Annotated in this window: 13 protein-coding genes; 8 read left to right on the top strand and 5 right to left on the bottom strand. The window is 66.8% G+C overall.

Translation table 11 applies throughout. The annotated features are described in order from the left end of the window. Positions 1-1,002, bottom strand: coding sequence for a glycosyltransferase family 2 protein (locus tag OHA18_RS19890; RefSeq protein WP_329005642.1), 1,002 nt, complete (start codon positions 1,000-1,002; stop codon positions 1-3). Positions 1,003-1,035: 33 nt separating this feature from the next. Here OHA18_RS19890 and OHA18_RS19885 point away from each other — a divergent pair, with 33 nt between their 5' ends. Beyond that, positions 1,036-3,546 (top strand): YfhO family protein, encoded by a 2,511-nt coding sequence (locus OHA18_RS19885; RefSeq protein WP_329005641.1) that lies wholly within the window; start codon positions 1,036-1,038, stop codon positions 3,544-3,546. On the opposite strand, the gene OHA18_RS19880 is transcribed toward OHA18_RS19885, so the two are convergent. The 3 genes from OHA18_RS19880 to OHA18_RS19870 all read right to left on the bottom strand — a co-directional run bounded on the left by OHA18_RS19880 (position 3,539) and on the right by OHA18_RS19870 (position 6,764). Continuing rightward, the gene (locus OHA18_RS19880) at positions 3,539-4,528 is read right to left on the bottom strand and encodes an ABC transporter permease subunit (RefSeq protein ID WP_329005640.1); all 990 of its coding nucleotides are present in this window, start codon (positions 4,526-4,528) and stop codon (positions 3,539-3,541) included. The genes OHA18_RS19885 and OHA18_RS19880 overlap by 8 nt on opposite strands. After that, the gene (locus OHA18_RS19875) at positions 4,528-5,448 is read right to left on the bottom strand and encodes an ABC transporter ATP-binding protein (RefSeq protein ID WP_329005639.1); all 921 of its coding nucleotides are present in this window, start codon (positions 5,446-5,448) and stop codon (positions 4,528-4,530) included. The genes OHA18_RS19880 and OHA18_RS19875 overlap by 1 nt, the downstream gene beginning before the upstream one ends. A 143-nt stretch (positions 5,449-5,591) precedes the next feature. Continuing rightward, positions 5,592-6,764 (bottom strand): epoxide hydrolase family protein, encoded by a 1,173-nt coding sequence (locus tag OHA18_RS19870; protein ID WP_329005638.1) that lies wholly within the window; start codon positions 6,762-6,764, stop codon positions 5,592-5,594. Between the two features lie 103 nt (positions 6,765-6,867). On the opposite strand from OHA18_RS19870, the gene OHA18_RS19865 reads away from it, so the two are divergent. The 7 genes from OHA18_RS19865 (at position 6,868) to OHA18_RS19840 (ending at position 13,059) form a co-directional block, all read left to right on the top strand. Next, positions 6,868-7,443 carry a CGNR zinc finger domain-containing protein gene (locus OHA18_RS19865; RefSeq protein ID WP_329005637.1) on the top strand — a complete coding sequence of 192 codons (576 nt, stop codon included), beginning with the start codon at positions 6,868-6,870 and terminating at the stop codon, positions 7,441-7,443. A 133-nt stretch (positions 7,444-7,576) separates the two neighbouring features. Beyond that, entirely contained in the window at positions 7,577-7,879 is a 303-nt protein-coding gene (locus OHA18_RS19860; protein WP_442914397.1) for a metal-sensitive transcriptional regulator, read from the top strand. A 26-nt stretch (positions 7,880-7,905) separates the two neighbouring features. After that, positions 7,906-8,124 (top strand): heavy-metal-associated domain-containing protein, encoded by a 219-nt coding sequence (locus OHA18_RS19855; protein ID WP_329005636.1) that lies wholly within the window; start codon positions 7,906-7,908, stop codon positions 8,122-8,124. Then, positions 8,121-9,083: a hypothetical protein gene (locus OHA18_RS19850; protein ID WP_329005635.1), complete on the top strand. Its 963-nt coding sequence runs from the start codon at positions 8,121-8,123 to the stop codon at positions 9,081-9,083. Before OHA18_RS19855 ends, OHA18_RS19850 begins: the two co-directional genes overlap by 4 nt. Continuing rightward, complete coding sequence (locus tag OHA18_RS19845) at positions 9,064-11,280, top strand: heavy metal translocating P-type ATPase (protein ID WP_329005634.1); 2,217 nt, start codon at positions 9,064-9,066, stop codon at positions 11,278-11,280. The genes OHA18_RS19850 and OHA18_RS19845 overlap by 20 nt, the downstream gene beginning before the upstream one ends. Before the next feature lie 86 nt (positions 11,281-11,366). Continuing rightward, positions 11,367-11,726: a helix-turn-helix domain-containing protein gene (locus OHA18_RS43340; RefSeq protein WP_442914396.1), complete on the top strand. Its 360-nt coding sequence runs from the start codon at positions 11,367-11,369 to the stop codon at positions 11,724-11,726. Next, complete coding sequence (locus tag OHA18_RS19840) at positions 11,719-13,059, top strand: type II toxin-antitoxin system HipA family toxin (RefSeq protein ID WP_329005633.1); 1,341 nt, start codon at positions 11,719-11,721, stop codon at positions 13,057-13,059. The genes OHA18_RS43340 and OHA18_RS19840 overlap by 8 nt, the downstream gene beginning before the upstream one ends. Positions 13,060-13,151: 92 nt before the next feature. Here OHA18_RS19840 and OHA18_RS19835 read toward each other — a convergent pair whose 3' ends face one another. Further along, the gene (locus OHA18_RS19835; RefSeq protein ID WP_329005631.1) at positions 13,152-14,693 is read right to left on the bottom strand and encodes a glycoside hydrolase family 13 protein; all 1,542 of its coding nucleotides are present in this window, start codon (positions 14,691-14,693) and stop codon (positions 13,152-13,154) included.

Here is a 14,693-nt window from a genome sequence, read left to right as displayed (position 1 = left end):
TTACGTCACCCGCCGGCCTCGGATGGTTCGTCCATCCGGGGCCGGTGTGTCGTTCAGGCGGTCCGCGGGATCCATGTTGGTCTGCTTGAGCAGGTAGTGCGGGCGCTTCTTGGTCTCGTAGTAGATCCGGCCGATGTACTCGCCGATGACACCGAGCATCACCATCTGCAGGCCGCCGAGCCCGGTGATCGCCGCGATCAGCGTCACGTACCCGGGCATGTCCACGCCGTGCAGGATCGCCGCCACGAGCACCCAGATGGCGTACCCGGCCGCGACCGCAGTCAGCAGCAGGCCGACGTAGATCGCCATCCGCAGCGGCTTGTTGTTGAACGACAGCAGCCCGTCGAGCCCGTACTCCAGCAGCCGGCGGAACGTCCACCGGCTCTTCCGGTCCGGCGCCGCCTTCACGTTGTCGTACTCGAACAGGATCGACTCGAACCCGATCCAGGCGAACAGCCCTTTCGAGAACCGGTTGTACTCGTTCAGCTCGAGCAGCCCGTTGACCGCGCGCCGCGACAACAGCCGGAAGTCGCCGACCCCGTCCATCAGCTCGACATCCGCCCACTTGTTGATCAGCCAGTAGTACGCCCGCGCGAACAGCGTCCGGGTGCCCGGGTCGCCGGTACGGTTCCGCCGGGCGATGACCTGGTCGAAACCACGGTCGTACTCCTCGAGCATGCGGCCGATAAGCTCCGGCGGGTGCTGCAGGTCCGCGTCCATGATCACGACCGCGTCGCCGGTGGCGTACCGCAGGCCGGCCAGCATCGCGGCTTCCTTGCCGAAGTTGCGGCTGAAGGACAAATAGCGGACCGACTCGTCGGTGGCTGCCAACCCTACGAGCGCCTCGAGCGTCCCATCACTACTGCCGTCGTCCACGTACAAGACTTCGTACGGACGACCGAGGGCAGTCAGTTCACGGCTGAGCGCCTCGTGGAACCGGTTGACCACCTCGACCTCGTTGTAACACGGCACCACTAGGCTCAGGCGCGTTATCGGGCTCATGCGCAACATCCAGGAAGGGCAGGGGGAAGGTCAGTGACTTCCGAGGACGGCGATTCACCAGGAGCGGTCCGGCGACGTTCGGCGCTGCTGCCCGCCGTCGTCGCCTTCGTCCTGGTGGCGGCGGTGTTCGCCACCTCCGGCATCATCCGCGGTACCTATCCCTTCGGTTCGCTGTCGCGCAGTACCAACGATCTTGGCACGCAGTACATCCCCTTCTTCGCCCACCTGTGGGACGTCCTGCACGGCCGCGCCCAGGGTGACCTGCTGTTCAACTGGCAGAGCGCGTTCGGGGTCGGCTTCCTGGCCGACTTCGGGGTCGACCTCGGTAGCCCATTGTCCCTGCTGGTGGGGCTCTTCCCCCGCGACCGGATCGACCTGGCCGTCTACGTCATCACCACCCTCAAACTCAGCCTGGCCGCGGCCGCGATGGCGGCCCTACTGATGAAGATGCGTCCGGGCCCCCGCTGGGTTGCAGCAATGCTGGGTGTCTCGTACGGCGTCTGCGGCTGGGCGCTCGACGACGGATCGTACGTGCCGATGTGGCTCGACGGCCTGATCGCGCTGCCGATGTTCTTCCTCGTCGCGGAGTGGTCACTGCGCCGGACCAACCGGCTGCTCAGTGTGCTGGTGGTCGGCCTGTTCTGGCTGTCCAACTTCTACACCGCCTACATGGCAACGATCGCGGGTGGGCTCTACCTGCTCGCCCGCGTGCTCACCAGCGACCTCAGGTGGTCGCTACGGCTGCGGGCGATCGTGCGGCACGGTATCTCGTTCGTGCTCGGCATGGCCTTGGTCGCGCCCATCCTGCTACCGATCATCACCACGAACCGCGCCGCAACGCCGTCACCGTCAGGGATCTTCCGCCCGTCCACGCTGGACATCTACCTGTCCCGGCTGCTGCCGCTGACCGAGGGCGTCGGCCGGACGGCAAGCCTGTACGTCGGCACCGTCGCGCTCCTGCTCGCGCTGACGATGCCGTTCAACAAGTTCGTGCCGTGGCGGACCAAGATCGTGTGGGTGATCACGACCGTCCTGGTCGCCTGGTCGTTCCGATGGGCGCCCACACAGCACTTCTGGCACGCGTTCGACACCCCGAACGGCAGCCAGTACCGCGAGGCGTTCGTGCTCTGCGGCGTGATCGTGGTGGTCGCCTGGGTCTCGGTCGCGAACAAGCTGCCCGGCCCGATCGCCTTGCTGGGCGGGGCTGCGTTGCTCGTGCTGATCGTCGTGCTGGCCAACGGCAGTCCGCTGCTGACCGACCACTCCCTGACCGTGCTGATCGTGTCCGGAGCCGTGACTTTGGTTGCGTTCGGCATCATCTGGACGCTGCGCCGGTTCCCGCGGACCCGGCGGGTCAAATGGCCGGTGGTGGCGGCTTTCGCCGTACTGCTGGTGGTCGTGGCGATGGAGACCACCTGGACCGCGGTCATCACCGACCAGTACCGCGGGAAGGTGCTCGGCGCTTCGGCAGCGCCGTGGGACGACAAGCAGCAAGCCCGGTACGACGCACTTCGGGCGGCGGGCCGCTGGCCGGAGTACCGCACCGAGCCGGGGACGTCGATCACGCCGAACGACCCGATGCTGCTCGGCGGACAGGGCGCCGGCCTGTACAGCAGCCTGCTGCCGCACTCGCTCAACGAGACGCTGACCGACCTCGGTTTCGGCTGGTCCGGGTACGGGCGCGCGTCGCACACTCTGGACAACCCGGTGACCGACGCGATCTTCTCGGTCGGCGCCCGGATGCGGCTCGTCGGCTCCGGCGACCCGAGCATCACCCGGTCCGAGGCCCCGCCACTCGTCACGGTACGACGCCGGCTCGGTGCGGCGATCGCCGTCGACACCAACGCCCCGAATGCGTACGCCGTCCAGGAGCGGCTGCTCGGGAGCACGGTGTACGAAGTACCGAAGTACAAGGGCACGCGGTTCGAGACCGGGGACGTGAAGCTGGTCGCAGCGTGCACACCCGGTACGTCGGCGTACCTGTTCATGCCGCGGGTCGGCGGACGGGCCCGGCTCGCCGACGGGCGGTGGCACGAGCTGAGCGCGACGCGGCGGCCGGGGATCAACACGAACAGCGCGATGATCGGCCTCGGCTCCGTGCCGAAGACCGGCGTCGTGCTGATCGAGCTCAACTTCGGCGACGACCCACAGGGGATCCCGCCGACGAACGCCATCGGCTGTCTGAACACCGAGGCGCTGGCCAAGGTGGTCCGGCGGCTGCGGGCTAGCGGGGCGACCGATGTCGAGGCCGGCGGCCATTCCCTGCACGCCACGCTGCGCCCCGGCAGCACAGGGTACGCCGTGGTCTCCATACCGAAGATCGAGGGCTGGACGTGCTCGGTCGGTGGCGGCAAGGCGCAGGTGCCGCGGGACTACGGCGGTCTGATCGCCGTTCCACTGACAGGTACGGCGGACCGGATCGACTGCACGTTCGTCCCGCCGGGGCTGCGTCGTGGGCTCGCGATCGGTGCGGCCGCCGCCGTGATCACGCTCGGATTGGTGCTGATCGGCGCGGTACGACGGCGGCGGCGCGCGGCTAGTTGATGTCGCGCCGGTAGAAGACCCACCCGCCGAGCAGTACGACGACCAGGGTCAGGATCGCCATGTACCAGGCGCCGTGCTCGAACGAGAGCGTCTTCTGGACGTAGTCGCACATATAGCTGCCGTCGTTGCCGGTCTTGCACTCGGTCACGTAGTACTGCGCGTCGTGGCGGACGAAGGCGTCGAAGTTGACCTTCACCAGCCACGGCTGGGCCTTCTCCAGGAACGCGGCGAACACGCCTTCGGCGAGGACCAGGTACGCCATCACCACACCGATCGCGGCGGCCGTGTGCCGGGTAAGCAGACCGACGACGCAGCCGAGTGCGGCCGCCAGCGCCGTGGTCACCACGGCCCGGCCCCCGATCGCGCTCAGATCGCCCCAGGTCCTGGACGTCGTACCCGCGGTGTCGCCGAGCTTGTCGACGATCAGGAACGTACCCAGCAGGACGATCGCCAGCACCACCGCCGCGATCGGCACGAACCCGGTCGCGGCCGCGAGCAGCTTGCTGCCGTAGACCCGGAGCCGGCGCGGCTCGAACGTCAACCAGTTGCCGATGGCACCGGAACTGAACTCCGCGCCGAGGAAGCTGGCCCCGATCAGGAACGCGGCGAAGGCCAGGAAGTACGACGATCCCTGCAGCAGGTCCGGCATGATCTGGGCGAACACGGTCTGCGGTTTGCCGAAGTCCGCGAGCTTGGGCTCCGGGTAGGCGCACATGTCCTCGAGCGTCGGCTTCGGGTCGGGCTGGGACTTCCAGTCCGCCGCGCACTGCTGCCGGTTCTCGGCCGCGTGGTCGACCCAGTCCTTGTGCGCCAGCTCGAACTGCTGCTCGGCCCGCTGCTGCTCGACCGCGGACAGCGGCCGCGCGTCGAACCAGGTGGCGACCAGCAGCAACGCGGTGATCAGGAACAGGCCGGCGACGCCGATCAGGGTGAGCCGGCGTGCGGTCAGCCGGCGCAGCTCGACCTTGGTGAGGCGGATCATCACAACCCCTCGCCTTCGGTCAGCTCGAGGAAGACCGACTCCAGATCGGCCCGGACCGGGACCAGCTCGGACACGTACAACTCCTGGTGGGCGAGGCGGCGGGTCACGTCGGCGGGATCGGACGCACCTTCGACCAGCAGGTAGTTGCCATCGGCCCGCACAGTCATCCCGGCCGCGGTCAGGATCCGGGTCGCGACCTCATGGTTGTCGACAGCAACCTTCACTGTTGGCGCCGTACCGCCGCCGATCACGTCGGCCACGGTGCCCGAGGCAAGCAGCCGGCCGTGGCCGATGATCGACACCGTGTCCGCGACGTGCTCGACCTCGGCCAGGATGTGGCTACTCACCAGCACGGTCTTGCCCTGGTCGCCGAGACCACGCATGGTCTCGCGGATCTCCCGGATACCGGCCGGGTCGAGGCCGTTGGTCGGCTCGTCGAAGATCAGCAGGTCGGGATCCTTGAGCAGCGTGGCGGCGATCGCCAGCCGCTGCTTCATGCCGAGTGAGTACGAGCGGAACCGGTCGTTGCCACGTTCACCGAGCGAGGTCTGCTCGAGCACGTCGCCGACCCGCGTCCGCGGCGCGCCGATCGCCTCCGCGAGCAGCTCGAGGTTCTTCCGCCCGGTGAACGCCGGAAAGAACTTCGGCGACTCGACGATCGCCCCGACCCGGCCGACCACCTCCGGCAGCTGCGCCGGCACCGGCTTGCCGAAGACCGTCATCGTCCCGGCGTCGGAACGCACCAGCCCGAGCAACATCCGGATCGAGGTCGTCTTTCCCGACCCGTTCGGCCCCAGAAACCCGTGCACACCACCCGCCGGCACATCCAGGTCAAGCCCCTGCACCGCCACCAGCTTGCGCCCCCGCCGGGTCCGGTACGTCTTACGCAACCCACGCGTACAGACGGCCACGTCGGACATCCACACCCCTCTCGTCAGTCAGCAGACGCACAGCGTGACAGGTTTGTTCACGTACTACGTGCATGCGGTGGTTGGCGGGTGTGGTGGTTGACCCACGCGTGCTGCTCGGCGGGGGTGCTTGGTGAAGCCGCCCATTGGCCGGGTCACCGACTGGCGGACAGGACTGCTCCGAGGCCCTCCTGTAGGTCTTTGACGAAGTGCTCGGGGACCTCAAGCGACGGGAAATGGCCTCCGCGTTCCGGGGACCTCCAGCGGACGATCTGCCGATACCGTTCCTGGGACCACGCGCGCGGATACTTCTCGATGTCGCGGGGATAGATGGTGATTGCCGACGGGACGTCGACGCGGAGTTCGGGGTCGAGCGAGTTGTGGCTCTCGTAGTAGATCCGCGCCGCCGACGCGCCCGTCCGCGTCAGCCAATACAGAGTGACGTCGTCCAGAATCCTGTCTCGGGAGATCGTCTCGAACGGGCTGTCCTCGGTGTCCGACCACTCGGCGAACTTGTCGAGGATCCAGGCCAGGAGCCCGACCGGTGAGTCGACGAGCGAGTAGCCGATGGTCTGCGGCCGGGTCGCCTGCTGCTTCGCGTACGCCGCGCGGTGGCGCCAGAAGTGGTGGGTTTCCTCGGTCCACTCGCGCTCGACCGCCGTCAGCCCGTCCGTCGTCAACCCGGGCGGCGCCTCCGCGAAGGTCGTGTGGATACCGAGCACCTGCGCCGGGAACCTGCCGCCGAGGACCGTGGTGATGTTGCCGCCCCAGTCACCGCCGTGGGCCAAGAACCTGTCGTAGCCGAGCCGCCCCATCAGTTCGACCCATGCGGCCGCGATATTCTCGGTTCCCCACCCGGTCGTGACCGGCTTGTCGCTGTAGCCGAAGCCGGGCAGCGACGGGACCACGACGTGGAACGCCGCCACATCTGCATCCTTCGGATCCGCCAACTCGTCCACCACATCGACGAACTCGGCAACGCTGCCTGGCCAACCATGCGTCAGGATCAGCGGAGTCGCATCCGCACGCGCGGACCGGCGATGCAGGAAGTGGATCCCCAAACCATCAATGGTCGTGCGGAACTGCCCGATCCGGTCAAGGCGCTCTTCGAACGACCGCCAGCTGTACCCGGTGCGCCAGTAGTTCACGACATCGACGAGGTCGGCGAGCGGTACGCCCTGATCCCATCGGCGAGGGTCGGGCGCGGCGCGATAGACCGTCTCGGCTTCCGGTAGTCGCGCCGCAGCCAGTCGCTTGCGCAGATCGTCGAGCTCGGCGTCAGTTGCGCGGGCTTCAAATGCTTGTACGTCGCTGCCTGGACGGGACATGAGACCTCCTGGCCGTTGTGGAACCGGCTGTGAACCGATGTGAACCGTCTAAGACGGTTCTATCAAGCCTTCCCTCCGTCGCGCAACCAGCTAAGGTGGTTCCATGCGCGCTGGGTTCCCCGACTTCCGCCTCGGCACCGTGCTGGCGACGAGCTTCACGGGGACTCTGTCGGAGCGCCAGGGCAACCCTGTGGAGCGCATTCCCACGCCGCAGCGCCTCGTCGACTGGCTGGCAGCGAGCGGCCTCGCCGTGCCGTCCTGCACCCCCGCCCAACTCGAGCTCGCCCGGGAACTGCGGGAATCGATCCACGCCGCCGCGACAGCCGCCGCGATCCAGGACCCTCTCCCAGCGTCTGCCGTCCAAGTCATCAATGACCGCAGCGCCCAGGGCCGAGCCGCGGCAGTCCTGACGCCCGAGGGTCAGCGGCAATGGCTGCTCAGCTCGGATTCGCCCGTGGAAGACGCGCTCAGCGTGATCGCCGCCGACGCGATCAGCATCATCGCCGGCGAACGAGACGGACGACTGGCCTTGTGCGCATCGCCGACCTGCCGAGCCGCCTTCTTCGACACCAGCCAGAGCCGCACCCGCAGATGGTGTGACATGAACACCTGCGGGAACCGCCAGAAGAAGGCGCGCTTCAACGCCAACCAACGCAAGAACCCCAGCTCAGCGGACTGATCGCGCAACTGTCCGGCCGTGGGCTGGTTCACATACCCCCTACAGGTATGCCCTCAGGACTTGCGTCGGATACCCATAGGGGGTAACTTCAGGCGTGTCGACATACCCCCGAGGGGTAGATGAGGAGTTTGAGATGACCACCGAGGACGCGCACGTGCACGGATACACCGCCGAGAAGACCAGCCACCTCAAGCGGCTGCGCCGGATCGAGGGGCAGATTCGCGGCCTGCAACGGATGGTCGAGGAGGACAAGTACTGCATCGACATCCTGACCCAGGTGTCGGCCGCCACGAAGGCGCTGCAGTCGTTCTCGCTGGAGCTCCTCGACGAGCACCTCTCGCACTGCGTGGTCGAGGCCGCGCAGAAGGGCGGCGCCGAGGCGGAGGAGAAGGTCCGCGAAGCCTCCGACGCGATCGCCCGCCTGGTCCGCAGCTGACAGCCAATCCCTGAAGGAGCACTCATATGACCACCACCACTTACTCCGTGTCCGGCATGACCTGCGGCCACTGCACCTCGGCCGTCACCGAGGAGCTCAGCAAGCTCGTCGGCGTCCAGGACGTGAAGATCGATCTCGTTGCCGGCGGCACCTCCGCGGTGCACGTGACGAGTGAGTCCGCGCTCGACGAGTCCGCCGTTCGCGAGGCCGTCGACGAGGCAGGTTACGAACTGGCGGCGTCGTGAGCCGGGCCGCCGCGCTCCGGCTCGGCGCGTTCGCCGGTGTGCTGGCGCTCGCCTTCGGGGCGGCGTACGGCATCGGCTCCGCGGTCGACCCGATCGCGGCGGCCGACACACCTTCGCAGTCGCAGGAGATGGGCATGAGCGACATGGGCGGGCACGACGCCGACGGTCAGCTGCCGGGCCTGGCGGTGTCCGACGCCGGGTACACCTTCGCACCGGCTGCGACATTCTTCACCGCCGACACGAAGACCGAGCTGCGTTTCACCATCAACGGACCGGACGGCAAGCCGGTCACGAAGTACACCAAGACGCACGAGAAGGACCTGCACCTGATCGTCGTCCGGCGGGATCTGTCCGGGTTCCACCACGTGCACCCGACGATGGCGGCCGACGGCACGTGGAGCATCCCGTTCACGTTCACCGCCGGCGGCACCTGGCGGATGTACGCCGACTTCCAGCCGACCGGCCTGGACAAGAACATCACCCTCGGCACGGACGTCAACGTCTCCGGTCTGTACATCCCGGTCCCGCTGAACGATCCGGCCGCCGTCACGAGCATCCACGGGTACGACGTGACGCTGGCCGGCACCCCGATCGCGGGCAAGGAGTCCCAGCTCACGTTCACGGTCAGCAAGGGCGGCAAGCCCGTCACCGACCTGCAGCCGTACCTGGGCGCCTTCGGCCACCTGGTCTCGCTGCGCAGTGGTGACCTGGCCTACCTGCACAACCACCCGGCGCAGCATGCCGATCCGGGGATGAAGGGCGGTCCGTCGATCACCTTCATGACGACCTTCCCGACCGCGGGCACGTACAGCCTGTTCCTGGACTTCCAGCACGCGGGCGCCGTTCACACCGCGGAGTTCACGGTGAAGGTCAGCTCGACCGGTACGACGATCGTCCCGCCCACCGCAGTACCGAATCACGAAGAGGAGGCACACGAACATGAGCAACCAGTCCGTTGAACTCATCATCGGTGGGATGACGTGCGCCTCCTGCGCCGCGCGGGTCGAGAAGAAGCTGAACCGGATGGACGGCGTCACGGCGACCGTCAACTACGCCACAGAGAAAGCGAAGGTGTCGTACCCCGAGGGCGTCTCGACCGACGACCTGGTCGCCACGGTCGAGAAGACCGGCTACACGGCGGCCCTGCCGACACCGGCCGTCACTACGAATGCCGAGGAGCCGGATGAGCTGAAGCCCCTGCGGCAGCGGCTGATCGCGAGCATCGTGCTCACGGTGCCGGTGGTCGCGTTCGGGATGATCCCGGCACTGCAGTTCAACTCGTGGCAGTGGGCGTCGCTGACGCTGGCGTTCCCGGTGGTGACGTGGGCGGCCTGGCCGTTCCACAAGGCTGCCTGGACGAACCTGCGGCACGCCGCCACGACCATGGACACGCTGATCTCGCTGGGCGTCGTGAGCTCGTTCCTCTGGTCGCTGTACGCCCTGTTCCTCGGCTCGGCGGGCGAGCCCGGCATGAAGATGCCGTTCACGCTCATCCCGTCCCGCGGCAGCGGGGCCGAGGAGATCTACCTCGAGGTGGCGACCGCCGTCACCGTGTTCATCCTCTCCGGACGGTACTTCGAGGCGCGCGCCAAGCGACGCTCCGGCGCGGCGTTGCGGGCCCTGCTCGAGCTCGGCGCGAAAGATGTCGCCGTACTGCGGGACGGGACGGAGACCCGGATCCCGGCCGACCAACTGATCGTGGGTGACGAGTTCGTCGTCCGGCCCGGCGAGAAGATCGCGACCGACGGTGTCGTCGTGACCGGGAGCAGCGCGGTCGACGCTTCCATGCTGACCGGCGAGTCCGTGCCGGTCGAGGTCGGCGCTGGCGACGCGGTCGTTGGTGCGACCGTCAATGCGGGCGGCCGGCTCGTCGTACGGGCGGCCCGGGTCGGCGCGGACACGCAACTCGCGCAGATGGCGCGGCTGGTCGAGGACGCGCAGAACGGGAAGGCCGCCGTACAGCGACTGGCCGACAAGGTGTCCGGCATCTTCGTGCCGATCGTGATCGGGCTGGCGCTGGCGACGCTCGGCTTCTGGCTGGGGAACGGTTCGCCGGTGGAGGTCGCGTTCACCGCGGCAGTCGCCGTACTGATCATCGCCTGCCCGTGTGCGTTGGGCCTGGCCACTCCGACCGCGTTGATGGTCGGGACCGGTCGCGGCGCGCAGTTGGGCATCCTGATCAAGGGCCCGGAGGTGCTGGAGTCCACGCGGCGCGTGGACACCGTCGTACTGGACAAGACAGGCACTGTGACCACGGGCCGGATGGAGCTGGTCGACGTACTGCTGGCTCCCGGTCAGGAGCGGGCCGAGGTATTGCGGCTCGCCGGCGCGCTGGAGCACTCCAGCGAACACCCGATCGCGCAGGCCGTCGCCCGGGCCGCATCAGCGGCCGGGAAGCTGCCGGAGGTCGAGGACTTCGGGAACGTCGAAGGCCTTGGTGTGCAAGGGATCGTCGACGGTCACGCCGTACTCGTCGGGCGGACGCGGCTGCTGGAGGAATGGAGCCAGCACCTGCCGCCCGAGCTCGCGCACGCCAAGGAGCACGCCGAGGCCGAGGGCAGTACTGCGGTTGCGGTCGGCTGGGACGGGGTGGCGCGCGCCGTGCTGGTGGTCGCGGACACGGTGAAACCGACGTCCGTGCAGGCGATCCGGGAGCTTCGAGAGCTGGGCCTTCGGCCGGTTCTGCTGACCGGCGACAACGAAGCGGTTGCGTTGAAGGTCGCCGCTGAGGTCGGTATCGACGACGTGATCGCCGAAGTACTGCCGGCCGGCAAGGTCGACGCGGTGAAGAAGCTGCAGGACGAAGGCCGCGTGGTCGCGATGATCGGCGACGGCGTCAACGACGCGGCCGCCCTCGCCCAGGCCGACCTAGGCCTGAGCATGGGCACCGGCACCGACGTGGCGATCGAAGCCAGCGACCTCACCCTCGTACGCGGCGATCTGCGCGCCGCGGTGGACGCCATCCGCCTCTCCCGCAGCACGCTGCGCACGATCAAGGGCAACCTCTTCTGGGCCTTCGCCTACAACGTGCTCGCCCTGCCCCTCGCAGCCGCCGGCCTACTCAACCCCATGCTCGCCGGCGCCGCAATGGCCTTCAGCTCCGTCTTCGTAGTAACCAACAGCCTCCGCCTTCGCCGCTTCCGCCCACTCAGTTGACCTCACGCGTGTGGTCGTACGGCAACATTCGATAATGTTGCCGTACAGCCACTCTTCTAATTGTGGCCGTACGGCAACATTTGCTAATGTGGCCGTACGACCACATGAAGGAGGTCAGACAGGTCATGGAACTTCACACCGTCAGGGACGTCGGCGCCGCAGTACGCGACGCCCGGATCCACCGTAGGCTGACCCAGGCCGAACTTGCTCGGCTCGCAGGAGTATCACGCGAATGGCTGGTGCGACTCGAGCAAGGGCATCCACGCCTGGAGATACAACTGGTTCTCGACACACTCGCCGCCCTGAGCCTGACCTTGACAGCAGTTGATAGCGGACCTCTCGACACGGCCCAAGAAGCACTCTGGAACGACGTCTTGACCGGACTTGCAGAGGGCAAACCGGCGCCACGATCCTCCACGCACGAGAGCAGCGGCGAGGATGGCTGAGGACCGGCTTGTTGTCTATCTCGACGGCGTCCGAACAGGGATCCTCCACCAGAATCCCCAAGGCCAACTCTCATTTGAGTATGACGACGGATACGGCACGGACCCAACGACCACTCCGCTGTCTCTCTCCATGCCAAAGGGAACGAGCCGGCATCCAAACAAGCCCGTCCGCGCATTCATCTCGGGGCTCCTGCCAGACAGCGAGGCAGCGCTCCAACGCCTTGGACGCAAGTACGACGTCTCCCCGAGCAACCCCTTCGCCCTTCTCCGACACATCGGCCGCGATGCGGCCGGCGCAGTTCAGATCCTTCCTGAGGACATCGCTTCGAACGACGCCGCCAATCGCCAGGGCGACATAGAGTGGCTGACCCGGGAAGCCTTTGACCAAACCTTGGCAGAACTCGCTCAGAGTCCCGATACCTGGGACCCAGGACGAAACGCCGGCCGGTGGAGCCTTGCAGGGGCTCAGAGCAAAATCGCACTGTTCCGATCGGAGGATGGGCGTTGGGGAATCCCTTGCGACTCGACACCGACAACGCACATTCTCAAACCGTCGATGCCCAACTATCAAGGACATCACCTCAACGAGCATCTCTGCCTCAGAGCCGCGCAGTTGTGTGGCCTACCTGCCGCATCGACGGAGTTGCTGGCTGACGACCGCTACGAAGTACTCATCTCGCAACGATACGACCGCGTCAGGGACTCCGGGCGATGGGCAAGGCTCCATCAGGAAGATATGTGCCAAGCACTGTCTGTTCCACCAACCAAGAAGTATCAGGACGACGGCGGACCGGGCATCCAGCAGATAGGCGACCTTCTAGCCAGAAACAGCCTGAGTGGATCGCGAGGCGAGAACCTGCGGAGAATGTTCGACTGTGTCGTCTTCAATGCCGCTATCGGCGCCACTGACTCGCACGCGAAGAACTATTCGGTGCTTCTCGGCTCCCGTGATATCCGGCTGGCACCTCTCTACGATGTGGCAACCATGCTGCCGTACGACCCGGAACGCGGCCTGAAGTCAGCGATGAAGATCGGCAGAACGTGGGAGATGGCCGCCGTCACCGACGAGGACTGGATTATCACGGGACGCCGGCTAGGTCTGAGCACAGACGAATCGATCACCAGAGCGAAGGCGATCAAAGACCAGATCCCGTCAGCGTTCCATCAGGCAGTCGATGAGGCGAAGGTTCCGGACACATCGAAGCGTCGCGCACGCTGGATCGCGGATCTCGTCACGGCAAATCTCCACAACCAGCGCGACAGGTGGGGGAAGCTTGATGTCCCTCGATGGTCCGGATCGACAAGTGCGGATCCTTCAACCCCGTCCTCGTAGTACCCAGCTACTTCCGTCGAGTCCGCTGAACACAAGCCTTGGGGACCTTGGACAAGCAATAGCTTGTTCAAGGTCCCTAGCGGGGTGCTCAGTCAGCGGATCCAGGCTGTGGTGTCGCCGGGGAGGCGGCCGCTGTCGAGGGGGATGCTGCTGAGTAGGACCTCGTCGTGTGCCGGCAGATCGACGGATCCATCGGTCAGGTTGGTGACGCAGGTCAGCTGCTCGCGCCGGAACATCAGCACTCCGGCCTCGGAGTCCACCCAGGTCAGTGCGCCGTCGCCGAGGAGACTTCGGCGCAACCTCAGACCGGTGCGGTACAACGTGAGCATCGAGTTCTGGTCATGCTGCTGGGATTCGACCGTCAGGTTTTTCCAGTCAGCCGGTTGAGGCAGCCACGGAGTCCCTGTGCCGAAGCCGAAGGGGGGTTCCTTGCCGGACCACGGTAGGGGGACGCGGCAGCCGTCGCGGCCGCGGTCGGTGCCGTTGGAGCGGGTGAAGATGGGGTCCTGGAGGAGGTTGTCGGGGAGGTCCTCGACCTCGGGGAGGCCTAGTTCTTCGCCTTGGTAGACGTACAGGCCACCGGGCAGGGCCATCGCCAGCAGTGCGGCTGCGCGGGCTCGGCGTTCACCTAGGACCAGGTCGGTGGGCATGCCGTGCTTGCGGTCCTGATGCGAGAACGACGTGTCCGGACGGCCGTACTTCGTGACCGGGCGAGTCACGTCGTGGTTCGACAGGACCCAGGTCGGTGGTGCGCCGATCGGGACGTGCGTCGACAGGGTCAGGTCGATGGAGGCGCGCAGTTCATCCGCCTCCCACGGGCGGGACAGGAAGTCGAAGTTGAACGCGGTCTGCATCTCGTCCGGCCGCAGGTACAGCGCGAAACGTTCCTGGTCCGGCATCCACATCTCGCCGACGAGGAAGCGTCCGTCGTACTGATCGGTGATGTGCCGCCAGCCGCGATACACCTCGTGTACTTCGTCGTGATCGGTGTACGACTCCTCGACGCTGTCCAGGTCCTTGAAGAGTACGGCGGCGCTGTCGATCCGGATGCCGTCGACGCCGCGGTCCAGCCAGAATCTGAGGATGTCGTGGAACTCCTCGACGACCTCGGGGTTGCGCCAGTTGAAGTCGGGCTGCTCGGGGGCGAACAGGTGCAGGTACCACTCGCCGTCCTCGACCTGGGTCCAGGCCGGCCCGTTGAAGATCGACTGCCAATCGTTGGGCGGTCCATCGTTCTGGCCGGCACGGAACAGGAACCGCTCGCGCTCGGGCGAACCAGGGCCGGCGCTGAGGGCTTGCACGAACCAGTCCTGCTGGTCGGAGCCGTGGTTCGGCACGATGTCGATGATCGTGCGGATGTTCAGCGCGTGCGCCTCGGCGATGTACGCCTCGGCCTCCTCGAGCGTGCCGAAGGCCGGGTCGATCGCGCGGTAGTCGGCGACGTCGTACCCACCGTCGGCCATCGGGGACGGGTACCACGGGTTCAGCCAGATCGCATCCACGCCGAGCTCAGCCAGATACGGCAGCTTGGCCCGCAACCCGGCGAGATCCCCGATCCCATCCCCGTCGCCATCAGCAAAACTCCGCAAGTAGACCTGGTAGATCGCGGCTCCGCGCCACCATTCGTCGGCCAT

Origin of the sequence: Kribbella sp. NBC_00709, from assembly GCF_036226565.1 — a bacterium.
GTDB lineage: Bacteria > Actinomycetota > Actinomycetes > Propionibacteriales > Kribbellaceae > Kribbella.
This window is presented reverse-complemented; position numbering and strand designations above follow the sequence as displayed.